The organism is Bacillus sp. 22-7, assembly GCF_010628845.1.
Lineage (GTDB): Bacteria > Bacillota > Bacilli > Bacillales > Cytobacillaceae > Cytobacillus > Cytobacillus firmus_B.
Genome location: NZ_NJQY01000016.1, coordinates 133557 through 154164, shown reverse-complemented (window position 1 = coordinate 154164; position 20608 = coordinate 133557). Strand labels below are relative to the sequence as shown.

The following is a 20608-nucleotide window of genomic DNA, read 5'->3' as shown; positions in this document are numbered from 1 at the left end:
TCCTGTCCCACCTCCAGGTCCTTGATATTTCAGTTCTAAAAGAATTATTTTATACATATAATGTAAGATTTTATGTTGTACCCCTACTCTAGCAAATTAAAACGATTAGAACAACTGTTCTCTTATCCACAGGAAACCGTGGATAACCTGTGATTATTTTGTTTATAAAAAGGGAAAAAGTATTAAAATCATATTGGATTATGTGCATAAAGTTATCCACAGGTGTGAGGAGCAGTTGATTTTTGTCGAAAAATTTTTATTTTAAGGGTGAATAACAACTATTCCGTGGAAATTTACTGAGTTTTGAGTGTCTTTCCCCATTTTGTGGAACCGTATAAAATAGAACTGCCTGATTGTATCCATCATTCTTTATTTTGAAAGAGCGGGTGAAATTGGGTATGATGAAATCGGTGTTTTATCTAGTGAAAGGCTGCAGACCCTAATTGTCATTAAAGACGGGGAACTAGTTGAGGGCAGCAAAAACATTTTTGCCGGACAATATGAATAAATGATTGAGGTGTAAATATAGTGTTAAAGCAATTTTTGCCTAATCAGCATGTTAAAAGTATTTTTGAAATATCTCCACACAGTTTACAGGACAAAGGAGTTAAGGGGATAATCACGGACCTGGATAACACTCTAGTCGAATGGGACAGGCCGAATGCGACACCGAAGCTGATTAGCTGGTTTGAAGAAATGAAGCAAAGCAACATCAAGGTTACCATTGTGTCTAATAATAATGAAAATCGTGTAAAGGCTTTTTCCGATCCCCTTGATATTCCGTTTATTTATCAGGCTAGAAAGCCAATGGGCAGGGCCTTCCGGAGAGCTCTATCCGAAATGGGGCTGAGAAAAGAAGAAACAGTAGTGATTGGAGACCAATTGCTGACTGACGTGCTGGGAGGAAACAGAAGCGGTTTCCATACTATTTTGGTCGTACCTGTAGCTCAAACTGACGGATTTGTTACGAAATTTAACCGTCTGGTGGAGAGACGGATTTTAAATTGGTTCAGAAAAAAAGGAATGATTCAGTGGGAGGATTAAAAAGTGAGTGAAGAACAATTTGTTTGCATAGGCTGTGGAGTAAAAGTTCAGGCAGATAACCCTGATGAGTTGGGTTATGCTCCTCAATCAGCTCTGCAGAAGGAAACAATTATTTGCCAGCGCTGTTTCAGGCTGAAGCATTATAATGAAGTTCAGGATGTAAGCTTGACTGATGATGATTTTCTGAAGATCCTGAATGAAATTGGACAAAGTGATGCACTTATTGTGAAGATTGTGGACATTTTTGATTTTAACGGCAGCTGGCTTCCAGGTCTTCACCGTTTTGTGGGCAGCAATAAAATCCTGCTTGTTGGAAACAAAGTTGACCTGCTTCCAAAGTCCGTGAAGACAAACAAGCTGATTAACTGGATGAAGCAGGAATCAAAACAGCTGGGGCTGAAACCGGAAGAGGTTTATCTGGCTAGTGCTGCAAAAGGGTACTCCATTAATGAAATTGCAGCAGCCATCGATCATTATCGGGAAGGAAAAGACGTTTATGTAGTAGGATGTACTAATGTAGGTAAATCCACTTTCATCAATCGTATATTAAAAGAAGTAACAGGTGAGGGAGATGTCATCACTACTTCCCACTTCCCAGGAACGACTCTTGATATTATCGAGATACCTCTATCTGACGGAAAGGCTTTAGTGGATACACCAGGTATAATTAACCATCATCAGATGGCCCATTATGTAGATAAAAGGGATTTAAAGGTGATAACACCTAAAAAGGAAATTAAGCCTAAGGTTTACCAGCTGAATGAAGAGCAGACTCTGTTTTTTGGCGGACTGGCCAGGTTTGATTACATTGCTGGCGGCCGGCGGTCATTTGTTTGCCATTTCTCCAATGACTTAACTATTCACCGCACCAAAACAGAAAAGGCGGATGAGCTATATGAGAATCATGCGGGAGAAATGCTTACGCCGCCAAGAATAGAGCAGATGGAAACCTTCCCGGAGCTTGTGAAACATGAATTCACAATAAAAGAACCGAAAACGGATATAGTATTTTCAGGACTTGGCTGGATAACGGTAAATGAGGGTGGGGCCAAAGTAGCTGCATATGTTCCCAAAGGTGTCCATGCCATGATAAGGAAGTCTTTAATTTAGGCTGTGTCTTGCATTTGCTTACGCTTTTCAAAAGGGGTGAGGATTTTTGAAAAAGCTGTTTGGAGTGATTGGGGATCCAATTTCCCATTCAATGTCCCCCGCTATGCACAATGAATTATTTAAGATTTACAGTATTGATGCACATTATCAGCCATTTCATGTATCCAGGGGAGATCTGAATGACGCTATTAAAGGGTTCAGGGCAATCGGCATTGCGGGATTTAATGTTACAGTACCCCATAAGGAGGCTATCATTCCTCTTTTAGATGAACTGGATCCTCTTGCTGAGGCAATTGGGGCAGTTAATACAGTGGTCAATCAGGAAGGTAAGCTAATAGGCTGCAATACGGATGGAAGCGGATTTGTAAAAGGCCTGCTGAATCAAAATCAATCAATTAATGACAAAAAGGTTCTGATAGTGGGGGCAGGCGGGGCTGCGAGAGCCATTTATTTTACAATTGCTAAAGAAGCCCCGGAGCTTCTGGACATTTGCAATCGAACTCCAGAAAGGGCAGAACAGATTTTGAATGATTGCCCTTTTGAGGTTCCTTCTCGTGTGCTGAACCGGCAGAAAGCAGAGGAAAGTCTGGAAACATACGATTTAATTGTTCAGACTACATCAATTGGAATGCATCCGGACATTGGCCAAAGCCCGCTTTCGGTACATAAGCTTAAGCCTGGAGCCTTTGTCAGTGATATCATTTATAATCCGCTGCAAACCAGGCTTTTAAAGGAAGCTGCCGTAAAGGGCGCCGGAATTCAGAATGGTATTGATATGTTTGTGTATCAGGGGGCTCTTGCTTTTGAAATGTGGACTGGCATTGGGCCGGACATTGAAAGAATGAGACAAAAGGTTTTAAATCAGCTGGGAGGATTATTATGCTAACAGGAAAGCAAAAGCGTTTATTGCGATCAAAAGCGCACCATTTAAACCCTATTTTCCAAGTGGGAAAGGGCGGGGTTAATGAAAACATGATTAAGCAAGTAGGAGAAGCACTGGAAGCCCGTGAGTTATTAAAGGTTTCAGTCCTTCAAAACTGTGAAGAAGACAGAGATACGGTAGCACAGCAGCTGTCAGAAGGCACGAAGGCTGATGTTGTCCAAATCATCGGAAATATAATTGTTTTATACAAAGAATCAAAAGAAAACAAACAAATCAACTTGCCGTAAGCTTCGGGGAAATTAAACTGAATGTATGGAGGAGTGTAAATGGAAAAGGTAGGCATACTTGGAGGGACCTTTAATCCGCCTCATTTAGGCCATCTCATTATTGCAAATGAGGTAATGTCTTCCCATGGTTTGGATGAAGTATGGTTTATGCCGAACCATGAGCCTCCCCATAAAAAGAGGTCAGACAATGTCAGCAGCCTTGATCGAATAGAAATGCTGAAACTGGCATTGCAGAATCATCCTGGCTTTAAATTGGAGTTGATTGAGCTGGAGCGGGAAGGTCCTTCATTTACCTACGATACGATCAGGATTTTGAAGGAACACTATCCTCAAAAGCAATTTTATTTTATTATTGGAGCTGACATGGTTGAATACTTGCCCAAGTGGCATAACATTGACAAACTTCTTGAATTGATTACCTTTATAGGAGTAAGGCGGCCATCTTACAATTTGCAGACTCCGTATCCGATTCTTTATGCTGACGTTCCTGAAATGGGAATCTCCTCAAGTATGATCAGAAGCCGTGTAAAGGAAGGCAGTACTGTACGATATCTGGTACCGGATTCTATAAGGAGTTATATAAAGGAGAATCATTTATATGAATCGTGAAACAGCTCTGGATATTGTAAAGGAGCAGCTGACAGAACATCGCTACCTTCATACAGTCGGAGTGATGGAAACAGCCATTAAACTTGCAGAGAAATATGGCGCTGATAGTAAGAAAGCTGAATTGGCAGCCATTTTTCATGATTATGCTAAGTTCCGCCCTAAGGAAGAAATGAGGGAAATTATCATTAAGGAAGGTATGCCAGCCGAGCTTTTGGATTACAATAGTGAACTTTGGCATGCTCCTGTCGGTGCTTTTTTGGCTGAGAAAGAAGCGGGAATCCATGATAAAGAGGTACTGGATGCAATAAGATATCATACTTCTGGGAGACCGGGAATGGCACTTCTTGAAAAGATCATTTATCTTGCAGATTATATTGAACCTGGAAGGCATTTTCCGGGAGTTGACGAAGTGCGTGAATTAGCACAGACGAACTTGAACAAGGCTTTAATAAAATCTGTTCAAAATACCATCATGTTTTTAATGAAAAAAGGGCAGCCTGTATTTCCGGCTTCCTTCGAAACTTATAATGACCTTGTAATGAATAAGGAGGATTGATCAAATGAAAGAAAATACTATGCTGATGACGGCAGTAAAAGCAGCTGATGATAAACGTGCAGAAGATATAACGGTTCTTAATATGAAGGGAATTTCCCTGATTTCGGACTACTTTGTTATTTGCCACGGAAACTCTGATAAACAAGTGCAGGCCATTGCTCGGGAAATGAAAGAAAAATCAGAAGAACACGGGTTTACGGTTAAGCGAATGGAAGGCTTTGATGAAGCAAGGTGGATTCTGGTTGATATGGGTGATATTGTTGCACATATTTTCCATAAGGATGAAAGAAGCTACTATAATCTGGAAAGACTCTGGGGGGATGCCCCGGTCGAAAACGTTCAGGGCATTCTTAACCAATGAGCTACGGAAAGTTCGCTTATCTCTATGACAGGCTGATGGAAGATGTTCCTTATGACAGCTGGATTAAATTGGTCAATGAAAAGCATGCGGAATTTAATGTTTCAGGCAAACAATTACTGGATCTTGCATGCGGCACAGGACAGCTTTCCATAAGGTTAAGTGAACAGGGCTATAATGTAACCGGTGTGGATTTATCAGAGGATATGCTGGCTGTAGCTCAATCAAAGGCGGAGCAGAAAGGTCTGAAAATCCCCTTTTACCTGCAGAACATGGCAGAGCTTGTAGGGTTTAGTGAATTTGATATTATTGGCATCTTTTGTGATTCTCTGAATTATCTGGAGACAGAATCAGATGTGAAGAACACTTTCCGGCGGGTCCATAGCTATTTAAAAAACGATGGTCTATTTATTTTTGATGTTCATTCCATTTATAAAATTATGCAGATATTTATGAACCAGACCTTTGCTGAAAATGACGAGGAAATTTCATATATCTGGCACAGCTTTCAGGGCGAATACCCCAATTCTGTAGAGCATGATCTTTCATTTTTTGTTCTGGACGCAGTAACAGGAAAGTATGACCGCTATGACGAACTTCATTTGCAGCGCACTTATCCTATTGATCAATATAAAAGCTGGCTTGAGGAATGCGGTTTTGACCTTGTTGACGTTTCAGGAGATTTTAAAGAAGGACCGCCAGACACCCAGGCTGAACGAATCATTTTTATTGCAAAGAAAAGACACTAAAAAAAACAGCCGGGTTCTCGGCTGTTTTTTTTTAATAGTGAAGGATTATTTCCATTAACGTCGAATAGCTAGTGGAGAGAATACTGCTTTTTTACTTCGACAAGATCTTCGTCAAACTTGGAATGTGTCGCCTGGAATAAGTGTTCAAATACACTGCCGAGCTCGCTTTCAAGAATTTTAATTCCCTCTCCTGTAATTCCTCCTTTGACACACACCTTTTCCTGCAATGTAGGCAATGTATAAAAACCTTTTTTCAGTAATTCCCCAAGCCCGATCAGCATTTCTCCTGCAAGCTTTGTAGCTGTTTCATTATCAATCTCCGTTTCCGCAACTGCCGCATTGATGAAGCGCTGTGTCAAGTAGCTGAAAAAGGCAGGTCCGCAGCTGACAATATCCGAAGAAACCCTGGTAATCGCTTCCTCTATAAAGACAGGTGTGGAGATGCTTTCAAAAAGCTTGTTAAGTTTTCCTTTCCATTGTTTGCTGCACTGTTCACCGAATGATAATAATGACACCCCTGATAAGGCCCGGTTAGTAATGCTTGGAATCGCCCTCGCTGCTGAGCAAGGCACAATTGATTCAAGCTGTTGTACACTAATAGGGCTGGTTATGGACACTACACATTTATCTTCTGACAGGAACGGCAAAATATCCTGAACGACATTATATACATCATGAGGCTTTACACAAATAAAGATCAGCGAAGAACGATGAGCAGCCTCTCTTGCATTATTTACAACGGTAATTTCCTGATGTGTTTCTTTTATTTCCTTCGCTTTTGCCACTGTCCGATTGGTTATAGTCATGGAGGCCGGGGAAACGGCTCCTCCATCCAGGAAGGCCTCGGTCAAAATTCTCCCCATATTACCTGTGCCAATGATTCCGATTTTCAATGCTATATCCCTCCTTTAAAAGCAGGCTCTCTCATATAACGATATGTATCAAAAAAACATTTATTCCAAAAAGAAAGGATGATCCATAGTGCCCGAATGGATAAAAATCTATAAATTTTACTTTGCAGGAGGTGCGATTGCATTGGCTGCACTCCTCTATCATATTTTAATGCCCGTTCAGGAGACTGAAGCATTTCCTGAGATTGAACAGTCAATTTCTTTGAACGGAGAAGAAGGTAAAGAAAAAGCAGGTGATATGCAGGCTGAACAGGTGCCAATGGTGATGAAAGCAGATATTAAAGGAGCAGTAGAAAAGCCGGGAGTGTATGAAGCAGAAGAGGGTGAAAGGGTGATAGACCTGCTGGAAAAAGCAGGGGGACTGACAGAAAAAGCCGATAGAACTAAAATTAATTTTGCCCTGAAAATTACAGATGAAATGGTGATATATGTTCCGAAAGAGGGTGAAATTCTTGAGGAGACCCGGGCGGGAGCCGGAAATGGCGAGGTTAAAGGACAGCAGGATAGCGGAAAGGTAAATTTAAACGGGGCGGATGAAACAGAATTGCAGACATTGCCGGGAATTGGCCCCTCTAAGGCTGCAGCGATAATTGAACACCGCGATACAAATGGACCCTTTAAGGATATTGAGGATTTGAAATTAATATCAGGGATAGGGGAAAAAACTTTTGAAAAACTCAAAGAGCATATTAGTGTAAACTAATTTCATTCCATTGACCTGCACAAGCTTGAGGCTTACACTTATTGAGAGAAAAAGATATATTTTAATTCAGGGCATACAAGCCTGTGTAAAGGGGAGAGACAGATGGACCGGATTTCCTGGAACCAATATTTTATGGCACAAAGCCATTTGCTTGCTTTGAGGAGCACATGTACAAGACTTGCGGTCGGAGCAACCATTGTAAGGGATAAGAGAATCATTGCAGGAGGCTATAATGGCTCAATTGCCGGCGGTGAACATTGTGTTGATGAAGGCTGCTATGTTATTGATAACCATTGTGTCAGGACCATTCATGCGGAAATGAATGCGATTTTACAGTGTGCAAAATTTGGGGTGCCGACAAGTGATGCAGAAATATATGTAACTCATTTTCCGTGCCTTCAATGCTGCAAAGCAATTATTCAGGCGGGAATTAAAACAGTTTACTACGCACAGGACTATAAAAATCATCCTTATGGAATTGAACTCTTTGAGAAGGCTGGTGTGAAATCTGTCCAGGTGGCGGCCGAAAAAGTATCCTTCGATGACAGCATACAGGAAAAACGTGATTTTATAGAGGATTTAATCAATGAGCTTGAAAAAAGCGGTAAAAATCAGGACATTATGAAAGGCTATAAAGAAAAAAAGGACAAGCTTTTTCAAAATTAATCCATTGAAGAAGCAGCACCTTCAATGATAAGGTGCTGCTTCCCTTCAAAAAAACTAAAGGAGCAAATGATATGAAAGGCAGATGGATCTACGCAGCTGCTGCCTCACTTCTGGGAAATTTGACATCATTACTTCATCCGGCAATTGCTGTCATTTTTTCTCTTCTTGCCCTTTTCCTTTTAAAAAGGAATATCTTGACTAAACAGAACATGACCATCCTGATTTTGATTTACCTTTCCTTAATCATAAGGAGTGAATTAGCGGCAGAATATAACAGGACAAGTCTTACAGGAAATGAGGGTGATTTTGAAATTACCCTGTCAGAATCAGTGAAGATAGATGGGGACCTTCTCACAGTCCTAATTGAATTGACCGAAAAAAAGGAAAAGCTGGCTGCCAGGTATAAGATTAAATCCGAAGCAGAACAAAAAATCCTTTCAGACCATCTGAGGATAGGCATGACATGCCGGGTTAATGGCACCTTACAGACTCCTCCAACATCTACAAATCCTAATTCCTTCAGCTACAAGGATTACTTAAACCACAATAGTATCTTTTGGATCCTCGAATTGGAACAGTTAAACCTCTCTGATTGCACCTACAATAAAAGCCGCATCACATTACCTATTTTAAAAATGAGGGAGATGGGCACAAAACATATTTTAGAGCATTTCCCTGAACAGGCAGCTCCGCTTTCAATCGCACTTGTCTTCGGCGATCGGAGTTTTATTGATGAGGATATTGTCGCTTCTTATCAGGAAATCGGAATTATCCATTTGCTTGCAATATCCGGACTTCATGTAGGAATGCTTGCTGGTATGTTTTTTCTTGCAGGAGTACGTGCCGGGATCACCAGAGAAAAAATGACCAGTATCCTAATAATGGTTTTGCCGGTATATGCAATACTTACAGGTGCTGCACCGTCTGTACTGCGGGCTGTGTTTATGATGCTTCTGGTTTTACTGGCAAAGAAGCTGATGGCCCCTATTCAATTAGCTGATGTTATCTCCATTGTGTTTGCCGGCTATCTTTTTATCTTCCCTTTTATTATCTATAATGCGGGGTTTCAGCTGTCTTTTGCTGTGGCCTTATCGCTTATTCTCTCAGCTCCTGCCATACTCAAAAAATTCACTCATCCTCTCGCTGCACTCCTGTCTGTTTCTCTTATTTGCCAGATAGCGGCCATTCCGATCCTCCTTTGGCATTTTTATGAGGTATCGATTATTTCCATAATTGCCAATCTGATCTTTGTGCCTTTGTATTCTTCCATAGTCCTGCCTGTTGTATTAATTTTATTTATTTTTGATTTATTAACAGGAGGAAGGGCAGATTTCTTACTTCATGTATTGGAAAAAATGATCGTTTTTCTTAATTGGATTGCTGAAATGCTTTCCGCCATTCCTAATTCGACCCTTATTCTTGGCAGGCCATCCCCTTTAAATCTGATTATATATCTTCTGCTCATTCCCGCATTCTTTGCCGGCTGGGAAAGGTCAAAAAACAAAAAAGCTATTATTAAGAACGGTGTGCTTCCTGTTCTTGCGATAGTAATTCATTATTTTGTAAATGTGCTTACACCAGCTGGTGAGATTACATTTATTGATGTTGGGCAGGGTGACAGCATCCTGATAAAGCTTCCGTATGGGAGAGGGAATTATTTGATAGATGCAGGAGGTGCGCCTATGTTTGAGACAGAGGAATGGAAGATGCGAAGCGACCCATATGAAACAGGAAAGGACACAGTAGTGCCTTTTCTGAAAAGCAAAGGGGTCAGTAAAATAGATAAACTTTTTCTCACTCACGGGGATATGGACCACATTGGCGGAGCATCAGCTGTTCTGAGGGAAATGAAGGTAAAGTCTGTTGTGTTTCCACATGGAGCTGAGTTCTCGGAGGCTGAAAAGGATTTGGTTGTACAGGCTAAAAATAACAAAAGTGAAATTTTCTTCATTAAAGCCGGAGATAGCTGGCTCATAGGAGATTCCGTATTTCGAGTTTTGTCCCCGTTTGGCGGGGAGATGGGGGACGGTGTTGGCAAAAATGATGGATCTATTGTCCTTTTTGCCAAAATTGGAGGGTTAAACTGGCTGTTTACCGGAGATTTGGAGGAACAGGGGGAAGGTCAGCTCATAAAGTCTTATCCCAAGTTGAGAGCCGATGTATTGAAAATCGCACATCATGGAAGCAAAACCTCCTCAACAGATTTATTTCTCGCTGGATTGAAGCCGCGGATTGGCGTTATTTCTGCAGGCAGGAACAACAGGTATGGGCATCCTCATAATGATGTAATGAGAAGGATGAATGACTATAATGTCAAAGTATTGAGAACCGATAAGCAAGGGGCAATTACCTATTTTTTTAAAGGGGATTCAGGAACCTTTTCAGTGCAGCTTCCATAGTATATGTTAGAAAGCATCAGCTTCCAGACTTGATAATGCTTCATCGGAATTCCGTCCAAAAAAAAGAGGCTGCTGAGGCAGCCTCAATGTGTCAGCAGTATTGTGACACATTACTGTATGTAGCCATTAAGCTCCTAAAAATTTAATGACTGTTGCAATAATAAATAACGTTGCGAAGAAACCGAATGATACGATGAATCCTACACCAGAGTCGATTGCATCATTACGTTTGCTTTGGACGTTCTTTTCAAATTCGTTCACAGTCTACCCCTCCTATTTCCTATATAGTATAAGTCATTCAAATGAAAAAATCTAGAGTTCGCCTGCCCTTTTCCTGCATTAGCAGGAGTTGTCACAAATATGACGAAACATCATGGGAATAATAACTAACAAAGGTGCACCGCAGCTTCCTGAGTTTCCCGGGCCTCAAGGATGCAGCGTTCTATATAGATTGGAAATTGGCGTTCATGTGGGCGCCAATTTCTTATGTCTTGTCAAATTGCCATCGCTTCTTTAGGATATATAGTGAATATATTGTTTGGCGAACGGAGAGAAGAAATTGGTTTTTGATATTTGGAACAGAATTAAAGCGAAAAGTTTTGCTCCTATTTATTTATTATACGGAACAGAACCTTATCTTATAAACGCAACGAAGCAGCTTCTGATCAGCAATGTGCTAAGTGAAGAAGAAGCTGATTTTAATTTATCCTCTTATGACCTTGAGGAAACCCCCATTGATACAGCGCTTGAAGATGCGGAGACATTTCCTTTTATGGGTGAAAGAAGACTGATCTTTTTACATAACCCGGTTTTTTTAACGTCAGAGAAATCGAAAGCTAAACAGGAGCATAACCTGGCTAAGCTTGAAGCCTATATTAAAGAACCTGCTCCATATTCAGTGGTGGTATTTTCCTCATCGGCAGAAAAACTCGATGATCGGAAAAAAATAACCAAACAATTGAAAAAAACGGCTGCAGTCCTTGAAGCCAAGAAATTAAATGAAGGTGAATTGAAAGCCTGGATCAGGGAAAGGGCAGCATTAAACGGTGTGCAGATTGATGAATCGGCTGTTGAGCTGATTTTGACATTGGCAGGCGCCAACCTGTTTATTCTGACCAACGAGATCGATAAATTAGCCCTATATGCGAATGACACAAAGCGGATAGATGAACAAATGGCAGAAAAAATGGTATCACGGTCTTTAGAGCAAAACATTTTTTCCCTTGTGGATAAGGTGGTTCACCGCAAAATAGAAGAAGCCCTGAGAATTTATTATGATTTATTAAAGCAAAACGAAGAGCCCATTAAGATTTTATCTGTTATTACAGGGCAGTTCAGACTGATTTATCAGGTGAAGGAGCTTGCCAGGAGAGGCTACGGCCAGCAGCAGATTGCCGGCTATTTAAAGATTCATCCTTTCCGGGTGAAGCTGGCGGCCGGACAGGCTCAACTGTTTGCAGATGAAGAGCTGGCAGCGATCATAAGCTTGCTTGCTGATGCGGATTATCAAATGAAAACAGGGGGCATGAATAAAACCATGCTGATTGAAATGTTCCTGTTTCGTCTGCAAAGTCAGGCGCTCAGAAAATAGAAAAGCGGAAGTGCCTTGCCCGAAATGTGGAGGCGGCTGCTCAGGGACGACAAGCATAAGACTAGCCCTGCAAGAAGGTGTTCTTTCCTTCTGGAAGGGATTAGGCTGGTCTTTCGTCCCTAGGAGCCGAAACAAGACAAGCTTGTGACCTCGAGGGGGTAGGCGCTGGAGCTAGACAGTTCTCGAAGTACAAGTTATAAATTCTGATTACATAAAAAAAGCGGTCCGCAATTTGGACCGCTTTTTTTATGTAAAATAAAAGGCTATCCCTTAAGATAGCCGATATCTTTAAACATTACGCATTTAAAGAGTTCATTTTTTTCATTAAACGAGACTTTTTACGGGCAGCAGCATTTTTGTGGATAAGACCTTTTGCAGCAGCTTTGTCCAGTTTACGAGCAGCATCAGCGAATGATTCAGTTGCAGCAGCAGAATCGTTGTTTACGATTGCAGCATCAACCTTCTTAACAGCTGTACGCATTGCTGATTTAACAGTAGCGTTTTGAGCGTTGCGAGCTTCGCTAGTTTTAACACGCTTGATAGCAGATTTAATGTTTGGCATTCCATTCACCTCCTGAAAAAGCATCGAGATTCTATAACTCGACATTCACGTTCATTAACAAATTCAGAACAAGTGATATTTTATCAAACACAGGGGCATAATGCAATACTCTGTACTTAAAATTACTGAAGGATAAATCGGGAAGTTCATTCTTTTTCTGCATGTTTTTGCATTTTAAAGGCAAAGATAGTATATATCTGAATTTTAGTAATTTGTCTGTTTTTTTCCAACCTAATAAGCTGAGATTGTGAGGGATACATGTGAAGGAATCCATAGATTTAAGCCAGTACTCAGTTCGAACGGATCTTGCCATTGAAGCCAGGGAAATGGTGATTTCCGGCAGGCAGAAAGACAATGTTCACGAGCAGGAGAATCTTTCCCAAATAGAAGGCGTCATAATTAAAGAAAAAGAAGAAAACGATATTAAAATTTCCTTTGTTGAAGTAACAAAGGAAGGAGCAGAAGCATTAGGAAAAAAAGAGGGCAAATATCTTACCCTCGAAGTGACGGGCATACGCCAGCAGGATACGGAGCTTCAGCACAAAGTGGAGACTGTATTTGCAAGTGAATTATCCCAATTTATAAAGCAGCTGGGCATTAATGAAAATGCATCCTGTTTAATTGTCGGACTGGGCAATTGGAATGTCACTCCCGACGCATTGGGGCCGCAAGTCTGCGAAAATCTGCTTATTACAAGACATCTCTATCAGCTGCAGCCTGAAAGCGTAGAAGAAGGCTATCGGCCGGTCAGTGCTATTTCTCCAGGGGTTATGGGCCTGACAGGAATTGAAACAAGTGACATTATTCATGGCATTGTTGAAAAAACAAAGCCCGACTTTGTCATTGCGATTGATGCTCTTGCTTCCCGATCAATTGAAAGAGTCAATTCTACTATTCAAATTTCGGATACAGGGATTCACCCTGGTTCTGGTGTAGGGAATAAACGAAAAGAAATAAGCAAAGAGACTTTAGGAATACCTGTCATAGCGATTGGCATCCCAACAGTTGTTGATGCCGTATCCATAACAAGCGATACAATTGATTACATCCTGAAGCATTTCGGCAAGGAAATGAAAGAAGGCGGCCGTCCATCACGTGCCTTGGCTCCTGCAGGAATGACTTTTGGAGAGAAGAAAAAGCTGACAGATGAGGACCTCCCGGAAGAGCATCATAGAAAAACCTTTCTTGGCATGATCGGAACCTTGCCTGAAGAGGAGAAGCGGAAGCTTATTTATGAAGTTCTGTCTCCTTTGGGTCACAACCTTATGGTGACGCCAAAGGAAGTGGATGTATTTATTGAAGATATGTCAAACTTAATTGCCAACGGTTTGAACGCAGCGCTCCACCAGAAAGTGAATCAGGATAATGCCGGATTTTATACAAGATAGAAAATATCCTGTTCTATCTTCTCTAGCAAAGTCATAACATTTACTAGACTAGCAAGGAGAGGTGGAACAATGAAACCTTTTAAAACGAACGGATTTGTAGTAACTATCCAAGGGACAAGCCTGCTGAAGGCTATTGGCGGATTTCTGCTTTTTCTATTTATGATATTTTCCATAAGCGGAGCAATAACTTCCTTAAAGCCTGAATACCGAATCAGTTCATCTTCAGTAAATTCTGCAGCGAACAGCCTGACAGGAGAAATGCTTTATCGTTTTCTCGGATGGGAAAATCACGCATTTCTCCAGGGGGTTTCTGAAAGCAGTTCTCCCCCGGGCTTTGCCAATTTAATTTTTCAGCTATCCACGAATGTCAATTTGGATGATCCCAGAAGTCTTCTGGGAAGGGAGCTTCCTTTTTTCTCGATTTATGACAGTAAAATTCTGGTTGCAGGTGAGGGAACAGATTATACAAACATGCCTGTAGAATCTTCTCCGCCTTTAGAAGTACTCATGGCCGAACAGGAGGCAGCCCTGCAAAACACCGAAGGGCTTGAGCCGTCTGGAGATAAGAAGCAATCAAATGCCCCGCCGGTGTCTACAGGAGATAAAAAACCGGTCTATGTATACTTTTCGCATAATACTGAATCCTATCTACCATATCTGAAGGGTGTCACCAACCCTGATGCTGCCTACCATTCAAAAATTAATATTACTAAAATCGGTGACAAGCTTAAGGAAGAGATGGAGAGCAAAGGAATCGGCACCTTTGTGGATAAAACGGATATTCAGGGGAATTTAAACAAAAAGGGCTTATCATACGGACGCTCATATCAGGAATCCAGAGAGGTAGTTCAGGCAGCAATCACTTCCAATCGGGATCTGGCTTATTTAATCGATATTCACCGTGATTCAAAAAGAAAAAAAGATACTACAAAAGAAATTAACGGAGAGTCTTATGCCAAGCTAGCTTTTATTATTGGAGGAAATAATCCGAATTATGAAAAGAACTTAAAATTTGCAAAAGAGCTGCATGATAGACTGAGCGTCAAGTACAAAGGATTAAGCAGGGGAATTATGAAAAAAGAAGGCGCAGGGACAAATGGCAACTTTAATCAGGATTTATCAGGCAATGCCATACTCATTGAGTTTGGGGGAGTCGATAATACGTTTGAGGAGTTAAACCGATCGGCCGAAGCACTCGCGGAAGTGTTCAGTGAATATTATTGGCAGGCCGAGGAAGTGAATTCACCGGCTGGCGGTGAATCAGAAAAGAATTAATAATAGGATGATGCGGAATGAAAATGTTTATGCTTAAAGCTCTTTTTCTTGCAGCGCTCATGTTTGTCTCTGTGTTATTCGGAATGCAGCAGGCAAATGAAGGAATTCACAGAATGAAGGGATTCCATGACGGGGATTTCAAAAGTGCCCTGACCATAAATGAAACCAATGAAGGTGAAGTTCAGGCTTCTGTCCTGGGGAATGATGTGTCAAGCCATGATCTTCAGAAGAAAAGGGAAAAGCTTGAAGAAATGAAAGCATATAATTTCTTTTCATCTTTAGGAAAAAGCATATCCGAAGGCATATCAGAGCTGACAGAAAAATCGGTCGCAATCATCACAGACTTAATAACAGGGAAATAGGCTGCTCAGGAGGGCAGCCTTCTTTTTTTTGGAAAATTAGCGGCTTAAAGCTTAGCATTGAATCTTCACAAACCTACTGATATAATCAAAAATAGTGTATAAACTAAAAGGACTATTTTAAAATTGACCACACTTAGCTCCAAGCGCCTGTTTAAGGCGCTTGCGCTTTTCTATAGTAGGAGTTGAAATAATATACAATGAACAGAGAAGAGAGATTAAAAAGACAAGAGAAAATAAGGAATTTTTCGATCATCGCCCATATTGACCATGGTAAATCGACTTTGGCCGACAGAATTCTTGAAAAAACCAATGCGCTGACTTCACGCGAAATGAAGGACCAGCTCCTTGATTCCATGGATCTTGAAAGGGAGCGCGGCATTACGATCAAGCTGAATTCAGTTCAGTTAAAATATAAAGCGAAAGATGGAGAGATATACACTTTCCACTTAATAGATACACCGGGACACGTCGATTTTACATATGAAGTATCCCGAAGCCTTGCAGCATGTGAAGGAGCCATTCTGGTTGTGGATGCAGCTCAGGGTATTGAAGCGCAAACCCTTGCCAATGTTTATCTGGCCCTGGATAACGATCTTGAGATTCTTCCAATTATTAATAAGATCGACCTGCCAAGTGCGGATCCGGAAAGGGTTCGAAATGAAATTGAAGAAGTTATCGGCCTGGATGCATCTGAAGCAGTACTTGCTTCAGCAAAGGCTGGAATTGGAATAGAAGAAATTCTTGAACAGGTCGTTGAAAAAGTTCCTGCTCCAGTAGGGGATCCGGATGCCCCATTAAAGGCTCTTATATTTGATTCCCTTTATGATGCCTACCGCGGTGTAGTAGCCTATATCCGTGTGGTTGAGGGTACGGTAAAAGTAGGGGATAAAATTAAAATGATGGCAACCGGCAAAGAATTTGAAGTCACAGAGGTTGGTGTGTTTACGCCAAAATCAACGCCATTGCCTGAATTGTCAGTTGGAGACGTAGGGTTTTTGACTGCTGCAATCAAAAATGTTGGTGATACACGTGTGGGTGATACCATTACAAGCGCGAAAAACGGTGCTGCAGAAGCTCTTCCTGGATACAGAAAGATGAACCCAATGGTTTATTGCGGACTTTATCCAATTGATAGCGCCAAGTTCAATGACCTGCGTGAAGCGCTTGAAAAGCTGGAGCTGAATGATTCCGCCCTTCAGTTCGAACCGGAAACTTCACAGGCACTCGGATTTGGATTCCGCTGCGGTTTCCTTGGATTGCTTCACATGGAAATTATCCAGGAGCGCATTGAGCGCGAATTTAAAATAGATTTGATTACAACAGCACCTAGTGTTATCTATGATGTTATCATGACAGACGGCACTGAGGTTAAAGTGGATAACCCATCCAATATGCCTGACCCTCAGAAGATTGACCGTGTTGAAGAACCTTATGTAAAAGCTACAATGATGGCTCCGAATGATTATGTGGGAGCCATAATGGAACTTTGCCAGCAAAAGCGCGGCATCTTTATTGATATGCAATACATGGATGAAACCAGAGTAAACATTATATATGAAATTCCTTTATCGGAAATTGTTTATGACTTCTTTGATCAGCTGAAATCCAATACAAAAGGATATGCCTCTTTTGATTATGAATTAATTGGATACAAGCCATCAAAACTTGTTAAGATGGATATTCTGTTAAATGCAGAAAAGGTAGACGCATTGAGCTTCATCGTTCATAAGGATTTTGCTTATGAAAGAGGAAAAGTAATCGTTGAGAAGTTAAAAGAGCTAATCCCCCGTCAGCAGTTTGAGGTTCCTATTCAAGCGGCGATCGGCCAGAAAATTGTAGCCCGCTCAACCATTAAAGCCATCCGCAAAAATGTATTGGCTAAATGTTACGGCGGAGACATTTCCCGTAAGCGTAAATTATTGGAGAAGCAGAAAGAAGGTAAAAAGCGGATGAAGCAGGTTGGTTCTGTTGAAGTTCCGCAGGAAGCTTTCATGGCCGTTTTGAAGATGGACGATAATACCCCTAAAAAGTAAAATAGTTGCTTTGTTTTAAGAGGTTAGATATGCTGTCATAATAATAACAGCACTAGCCTCTTTTTATTTAGGAAACTGCTGTATATGAATGTTGATTGAATGATGGAAAGTAGTGAAATGAATGATTAAAGCAGCTTATATACACATCCCCTTTTGTGAACATATCTGCCATTATTGTGATTTTAATAAAGTGTTTTTGAAGAACCAGCCGGTTAAAGAATACCTTGACTCTCTTGACAAAGAGATGGATCTTGCTTTGAAAGAAACACCGGCATCGCGCCTGGACTCCATCTTTGTCGGAGGCGGCACACCCACTGCACTGAACGGGAAGCAGCTTGAACAGCTTTGCAGCACAATTAAACGTCAGCTTCCCTATGACTCTTTCACAGAATATACATTTGAAGCTAATCCGGGAGATCTCTCTAAGGAAAAGCTTCAAATATTGCATGATGCCGGAGTCAACAGGCTCAGCTTTGGCGTCCAGACCTTCAACGATGAACTCTTAAAAAGAATTGGAAGGTCACACCGGGCAAAAGATGTTTTTCAGTCAATTGAAGCTGCAAAACAAGTAGGTTTCGATAACATCAGCATTGATCTGATATACAGTCTTCCCGGCCAGACACTTCAGGACTTTAAAGATACACTTGAAACATCATTTACATTGGATATTGTTCATTATTCGGGCTATTCTCTGATCATTGAGCCCAAGACGGTATTCTATAATCTGATGAGGAGAGGGAAACTGCCTACACCCGGAGAAGATGTGGAAGCTGAAATGTATGACTTATTGATGGAGCAAATGGACAAACATGGATTTGCCCAATATGAAATCAGCAATTTTGCCAAACCTGGCTATGAGAGCAGGCATAACATCACTTATTGGGATAATGAATGGTACTTCGGCTTTGGGGCAGGTGCGCATGGCTATGTTAATGGGCTTCGCCGTTCAAACCACGGACCCCTGAAAAAATATATGGAGCCAATTGAAAAGGGCCAGCTTCCGATCCTTGAAGAACATAAGGTGCCCCTTGAAGAACAGATGGAAGAGGAAATGTTTCTTGGGCTGAGAAAAACTGCAGGTGTCTCAATTAGTCGCTTTAAAGAGAAATTTGGCAAAGACCCGCTTGTGCACTTTGAAAATCAAATTAAACAGCACACCGAAAAAAAATTAATTATTGCCGGGGAAGAGCATATTAAATTGACAAGGCGAGGCCGATTTCTCGGAAATGAAGTATTTCAGTCCTTTATAGGGTAATCTGCCTGGGGATTCCTTCAGGAAAAAAGGAAGCCAAATTATTGACACTGCACGTATGATTTGATAATTTATTAGTAGAATTAGCACTCGGGGGCAAAGAGTGCTAACAGAGGTGATAACTGTGTTAACAGATCGTCAATTATTAATTTTTCAAGTAATTGTTGATGATTTTATTCAAACTGCACAGCCTGTAGGGTCGAGAACTCTGTCGAAAAAAGAAGAAATTTCTTTTAGTTCCGCAACGATCAGAAATGAGATGGCTGATTTAGAGGAACTTGGGTTTATTGAGAAAACACACACCTCATCGGGGAGGATTCCATCTGAAAAAGGGTACCGCTACTACGTGGATCACCTTTTATCCCCGCAAAAATTAAATCAGCATGATATCCACAAAGTACAATCGATCTTTGCGGAAAGAATTTATGAGCTGGAGAAAATTGTTCAAAAATCGGCAAAAATCCTATCTGAGCTGACTAATTATACATCCATAGTCCTCGGGCCTGCAGTAAGGGATAACAAGTTGAAGAGAATTCAGATTGTTCCTTTGAATAAAGAAACAGCGATAGCAATTATTATCACAGATACAGGCCATGTGGAAAACAGAATGTTCCACTTGCCGGAAAACATTGATGCAGGTGATTTGGAAAAAGTCGTCAATATCCTTAATGAACGTCTTGCCGGTGCACCATTGGAAAGTCTGAACAATAAGTTATATAAAGAGGTTGCCGTCCTTTTAAGGCATCATATCAATAATTATGATCTAATGCTGAATTCAATTGCCGATACAATAAAGATACCTGCCTATGATAAGCTTTTCTTTGGCGGTAAAACAAATATGCTCAGCCAGCCGGAGTTTCATGATATTGAAAAGGTTAAAAACCTCATGAATATGATCGAGCAGGAAAAAGGCATATATGATTTACTGAGTAAAAACAAGTCAGGGATCAATATTAAAATCGGCCGGGAAAATAATAATTCAGCAATGGAAAACTGCAGTCTGATAACAGCAAGCTATTCAATCGGCACCGAACAGCTCGGCACAATTGCCATTCTGGGCCCTACCAGAATGGAGTATTCAAGAGTCATCAGCTTATTGAACTATATCAGTGCAGACTTATCATCTGTTTTATCCAAGTTGTATCAAAACAGATGATGGTGGAGATATTGATTAAGGGTGGAAAAACCTTTCCACTCCTTTCCTTATGTTTTTTTATTCTATAATACAGCGATTCTTTAAGGGAGGTGAACATGTTGGCAGAAGAGAAAGAGACATTGAGTCATGAATTAAATGAACAAACCAACGAACCTGAAGGAACTGAAAATGAGGCTCCTATTGAAGAGGTATTTGCAGAGGCTGATGAAGCAGAAGCAGGTACTGAAGAGGGAACTGATTCAGACCTTACAGCAGCAAATGCAAAAATAGCTGAATTGGAAGGTAAGCTGGAAGAGGCTGAAAATCGCATCTACCGTCTTCAGGCTGATTTTGAAAATTCCCGGCGCCGTGCAAGGCTGGACCTTGAAGCGTCTGAAAAATATAGAGCACAAAGCTTAATCTCTGATTTGCTGCCTGCGCTTGACAATTTTGAAAGAGCACTTCAGATGGAAGCTGAAAATGAACAGGCTAAATCTATTCTTCAAGGAATGGAAATGGTTTATCGAAGCTTGGTGGAGGCTATAAAAAAAGAAGGCGCAGAACAGATTGAGGCAGTTGGGAAAGAATTCGACCCTCATATGCACCAGGCTGTAATGCAGGTAGAAGATGAGAATTTTGATTCCAATATCGTGGTCGAGGAGTTCCAAAAAGGCTACAAGCTAAAGGATCGGGTCATTCGTCCATCAATGGTTAAAGTAAATCAATAACTACATA

Annotated in this window: 22 protein-coding genes; 19 read left to right on the top strand and 3 right to left on the bottom strand. The window is 41.0% G+C overall.

Annotated elements, in window-relative coordinates; genetic code table 11:
• Nucleotides 1–528: 528 nt before the first annotated feature.
• Genes CE058_RS14430 through CE058_RS14395 form a run of 8 tightly spaced genes read left to right on the top strand, consistent with a single transcriptional unit; the run spans nucleotide 529 to nucleotide 5596 of the window.
• Entirely contained in the window at nucleotides 529–1044 is a 516-nt protein-coding gene (locus CE058_RS14430; protein ID WP_163143544.1) for a YqeG family HAD IIIA-type phosphatase, read from the top strand.
• A 3-nt stretch (nucleotides 1045–1047) separates the two neighbouring features.
• A complete protein-coding gene (gene yqeH, locus CE058_RS14425; protein ID WP_163143542.1) occupies nucleotides 1048–2154 on the top strand; it encodes a ribosome biogenesis GTPase YqeH in 1107 nt (368 codons plus the stop codon).
• A gap of 46 nt (nucleotides 2155–2200) precedes the next feature.
• On the top strand, nucleotides 2201–3040 hold the full coding sequence (aroE, locus tag CE058_RS14420) for a shikimate dehydrogenase (protein ID WP_048010316.1): 840 nt from the start codon (nucleotides 2201–2203) through the stop codon (nucleotides 3038–3040).
• Entirely contained in the window at nucleotides 3034–3324 is a 291-nt protein-coding gene (gene yhbY / locus CE058_RS14415) for a ribosome assembly RNA-binding protein YhbY (RefSeq protein ID WP_048010315.1), read from the top strand. The genes aroE and yhbY overlap by 7 nt, the downstream gene beginning before the upstream one ends.
• Before the next feature lie 39 nt (nucleotides 3325–3363).
• Nucleotides 3364–3933: a nicotinate-nucleotide adenylyltransferase gene (locus tag CE058_RS14410; RefSeq protein WP_163143540.1), complete on the top strand. Its 570-nt coding sequence runs from the start codon at nucleotides 3364–3366 to the stop codon at nucleotides 3931–3933.
• The gene (yqeK, locus tag CE058_RS14405) at nucleotides 3923–4489 is read left to right on the top strand and encodes a bis(5'-nucleosyl)-tetraphosphatase (symmetrical) YqeK (RefSeq protein ID WP_163143538.1); all 567 of its coding nucleotides are present in this window, start codon (nucleotides 3923–3925) and stop codon (nucleotides 4487–4489) included. Before CE058_RS14410 ends, yqeK begins: the two co-directional genes overlap by 11 nt.
• Before the next feature lie 4 nt (nucleotides 4490–4493).
• Nucleotides 4494–4850, top strand: a complete 357-nt coding sequence (gene rsfS, locus CE058_RS14400) for a ribosome silencing factor (RefSeq protein ID WP_048010312.1) — start codon at nucleotides 4494–4496, stop codon at nucleotides 4848–4850.
• Nucleotides 4847–5596, top strand: coding sequence for a class I SAM-dependent DNA methyltransferase (locus tag CE058_RS14395; RefSeq protein WP_163143536.1), 750 nt, complete (start codon nucleotides 4847–4849; stop codon nucleotides 5594–5596). The genes rsfS and CE058_RS14395 overlap by 4 nt, the downstream gene beginning before the upstream one ends.
• A gap of 68 nt (nucleotides 5597–5664) precedes the next feature.
• Here CE058_RS14395 and comER read toward each other — a convergent pair whose 3' ends face one another.
• Nucleotides 5665–6489, bottom strand: a complete 825-nt coding sequence (gene comER / locus CE058_RS14390; protein ID WP_163143534.1) for a late competence protein ComER — start codon at nucleotides 6487–6489, stop codon at nucleotides 5665–5667.
• A gap of 88 nt (nucleotides 6490–6577) precedes the next feature.
• Between comER and CE058_RS14385 the strand changes: the two genes are divergently transcribed.
• From CE058_RS14385 to CE058_RS14375, 3 genes are all read left to right on the top strand, one after another.
• A complete protein-coding gene (locus CE058_RS14385; RefSeq protein ID WP_048010309.1) occupies nucleotides 6578–7210 on the top strand; it encodes a helix-hairpin-helix domain-containing protein in 633 nt (210 codons plus the stop codon).
• Nucleotides 7211–7312: 102 nt separating this feature from the next.
• The gene (locus tag CE058_RS14380) at nucleotides 7313–7876 is read left to right on the top strand and encodes a ComE operon protein 2 (RefSeq protein WP_048010308.1); all 564 of its coding nucleotides are present in this window, start codon (nucleotides 7313–7315) and stop codon (nucleotides 7874–7876) included.
• A 71-nt stretch (nucleotides 7877–7947) separates the two neighbouring features.
• Nucleotides 7948–10275 (top strand): DNA internalization-related competence protein ComEC/Rec2, encoded by a 2328-nt coding sequence (locus tag CE058_RS14375; RefSeq protein ID WP_163143532.1) that lies wholly within the window; start codon nucleotides 7948–7950, stop codon nucleotides 10273–10275.
• 126 nt (nucleotides 10276–10401) lie between these two features.
• Here the strand turns inward: CE058_RS14375 and CE058_RS14370 are convergent, their stop codons facing one another.
• A complete protein-coding gene (locus CE058_RS14370) occupies nucleotides 10402–10536 on the bottom strand; it encodes a YqzM family protein (RefSeq protein WP_035331183.1) in 135 nt (44 codons plus the stop codon).
• Between the two features lie 298 nt (nucleotides 10537–10834).
• Between CE058_RS14370 and holA the strand changes: the two genes are divergently transcribed.
• The gene (gene holA, locus CE058_RS14365; protein WP_163143530.1) at nucleotides 10835–11866 is read left to right on the top strand and encodes a DNA polymerase III subunit delta; all 1032 of its coding nucleotides are present in this window, start codon (nucleotides 10835–10837) and stop codon (nucleotides 11864–11866) included.
• Nucleotides 11867–12161: 295 nt separating this feature from the next.
• Here holA and rpsT read toward each other — a convergent pair whose 3' ends face one another.
• A complete protein-coding gene (gene rpsT, locus CE058_RS14360; protein WP_035331179.1) occupies nucleotides 12162–12428 on the bottom strand; it encodes a 30S ribosomal protein S20 in 267 nt (88 codons plus the stop codon).
• A 260-nt stretch (nucleotides 12429–12688) separates the two neighbouring features.
• On the opposite strand from rpsT, the gene gpr reads away from it, so the two are divergent.
• The 7 genes from gpr to grpE all read left to right on the top strand — a co-directional run bounded on the left by gpr (nucleotide 12689) and on the right by grpE (nucleotide 20601).
• Nucleotides 12689–13816, top strand: coding sequence for a GPR endopeptidase (gpr, locus tag CE058_RS14355; protein WP_163143527.1), 1128 nt, complete (start codon nucleotides 12689–12691; stop codon nucleotides 13814–13816).
• 69 nt (nucleotides 13817–13885) lie between these two features.
• Entirely contained in the window at nucleotides 13886–15091 is a 1206-nt protein-coding gene (gene spoIIP / locus CE058_RS14350; protein WP_163143524.1) for a stage II sporulation protein P, read from the top strand.
• 17 nt (nucleotides 15092–15108) lie between these two features.
• Nucleotides 15109–15453, top strand: a complete 345-nt coding sequence (locus CE058_RS14345) for a YqxA family protein (RefSeq protein WP_048010303.1) — start codon at nucleotides 15109–15111, stop codon at nucleotides 15451–15453.
• Between the two features lie 197 nt (nucleotides 15454–15650).
• Nucleotides 15651–17486: a translation elongation factor 4 gene (lepA, locus tag CE058_RS14340; RefSeq protein WP_163143521.1), complete on the top strand. Its 1836-nt coding sequence runs from the start codon at nucleotides 15651–15653 to the stop codon at nucleotides 17484–17486.
• A 121-nt stretch (nucleotides 17487–17607) separates the two neighbouring features.
• On the top strand, nucleotides 17608–18741 hold the full coding sequence (hemW, locus tag CE058_RS14335) for a radical SAM family heme chaperone HemW (RefSeq protein WP_048010301.1): 1134 nt from the start codon (nucleotides 17608–17610) through the stop codon (nucleotides 18739–18741).
• A gap of 121 nt (nucleotides 18742–18862) precedes the next feature.
• A complete protein-coding gene (gene hrcA / locus CE058_RS14330) occupies nucleotides 18863–19894 on the top strand; it encodes a heat-inducible transcriptional repressor HrcA (protein WP_163143622.1) in 1032 nt (343 codons plus the stop codon).
• 95 nt (nucleotides 19895–19989) lie between these two features.
• Nucleotides 19990–20601: a nucleotide exchange factor GrpE gene (gene grpE / locus CE058_RS14325; protein WP_048010300.1), complete on the top strand. Its 612-nt coding sequence runs from the start codon at nucleotides 19990–19992 to the stop codon at nucleotides 20599–20601.
• Nucleotides 20602–20608 lie beyond the last annotated feature (7 nt).

What these genes read in the sequence shown, in the direction of transcription:
- yqeK (WP_163143538.1), top strand. Translation starts at nt 3,923, where the DNA reads ATGAATCGTGAAACAGCTCTGGATATTGTAAAGGAGCAGCTGACAGAA.
- rpsT (WP_035331179.1), bottom strand. Translation starts at nt 12,428, where the DNA reads ATGCCAAACATTAAATCTGCTATCAAGCGTGTTAAAACTAGCGAAGCT.
- CE058_RS14380 (WP_048010308.1), top strand. Translation starts at nt 7,313, where the DNA reads ATGGACCGGATTTCCTGGAACCAATATTTTATGGCACAAAGCCATTTG.
- rsfS (WP_048010312.1), top strand. Translation starts at nt 4,494, where the DNA reads ATGAAAGAAAATACTATGCTGATGACGGCAGTAAAAGCAGCTGATGAT.
- CE058_RS14345 (WP_048010303.1), top strand. Translation starts at nt 15,109, where the DNA reads ATGAAAATGTTTATGCTTAAAGCTCTTTTTCTTGCAGCGCTCATGTTT.
- CE058_RS14410 (WP_163143540.1), top strand. Translation starts at nt 3,364, where the DNA reads ATGGAAAAGGTAGGCATACTTGGAGGGACCTTTAATCCGCCTCATTTA.
- CE058_RS14375 (WP_163143532.1), top strand. Translation starts at nt 7,948, where the DNA reads ATGAAAGGCAGATGGATCTACGCAGCTGCTGCCTCACTTCTGGGAAAT.
- grpE (WP_048010300.1), top strand. Translation starts at nt 19,990, where the DNA reads ATGTTGGCAGAAGAGAAAGAGACATTGAGTCATGAATTAAATGAACAA.
- hemW (WP_048010301.1), top strand. Translation starts at nt 17,608, where the DNA reads ATGATTAAAGCAGCTTATATACACATCCCCTTTTGTGAACATATCTGC.
- CE058_RS14395 (WP_163143536.1), top strand. Translation starts at nt 4,847, where the DNA reads ATGAGCTACGGAAAGTTCGCTTATCTCTATGACAGGCTGATGGAAGAT.
- lepA (WP_163143521.1), top strand. Translation starts at nt 15,651, where the DNA reads ATGAACAGAGAAGAGAGATTAAAAAGACAAGAGAAAATAAGGAATTTT.
- yhbY (WP_048010315.1), top strand. Translation starts at nt 3,034, where the DNA reads ATGCTAACAGGAAAGCAAAAGCGTTTATTGCGATCAAAAGCGCACCAT.
- spoIIP (WP_163143524.1), top strand. Translation starts at nt 13,886, where the DNA reads ATGAAACCTTTTAAAACGAACGGATTTGTAGTAACTATCCAAGGGACA.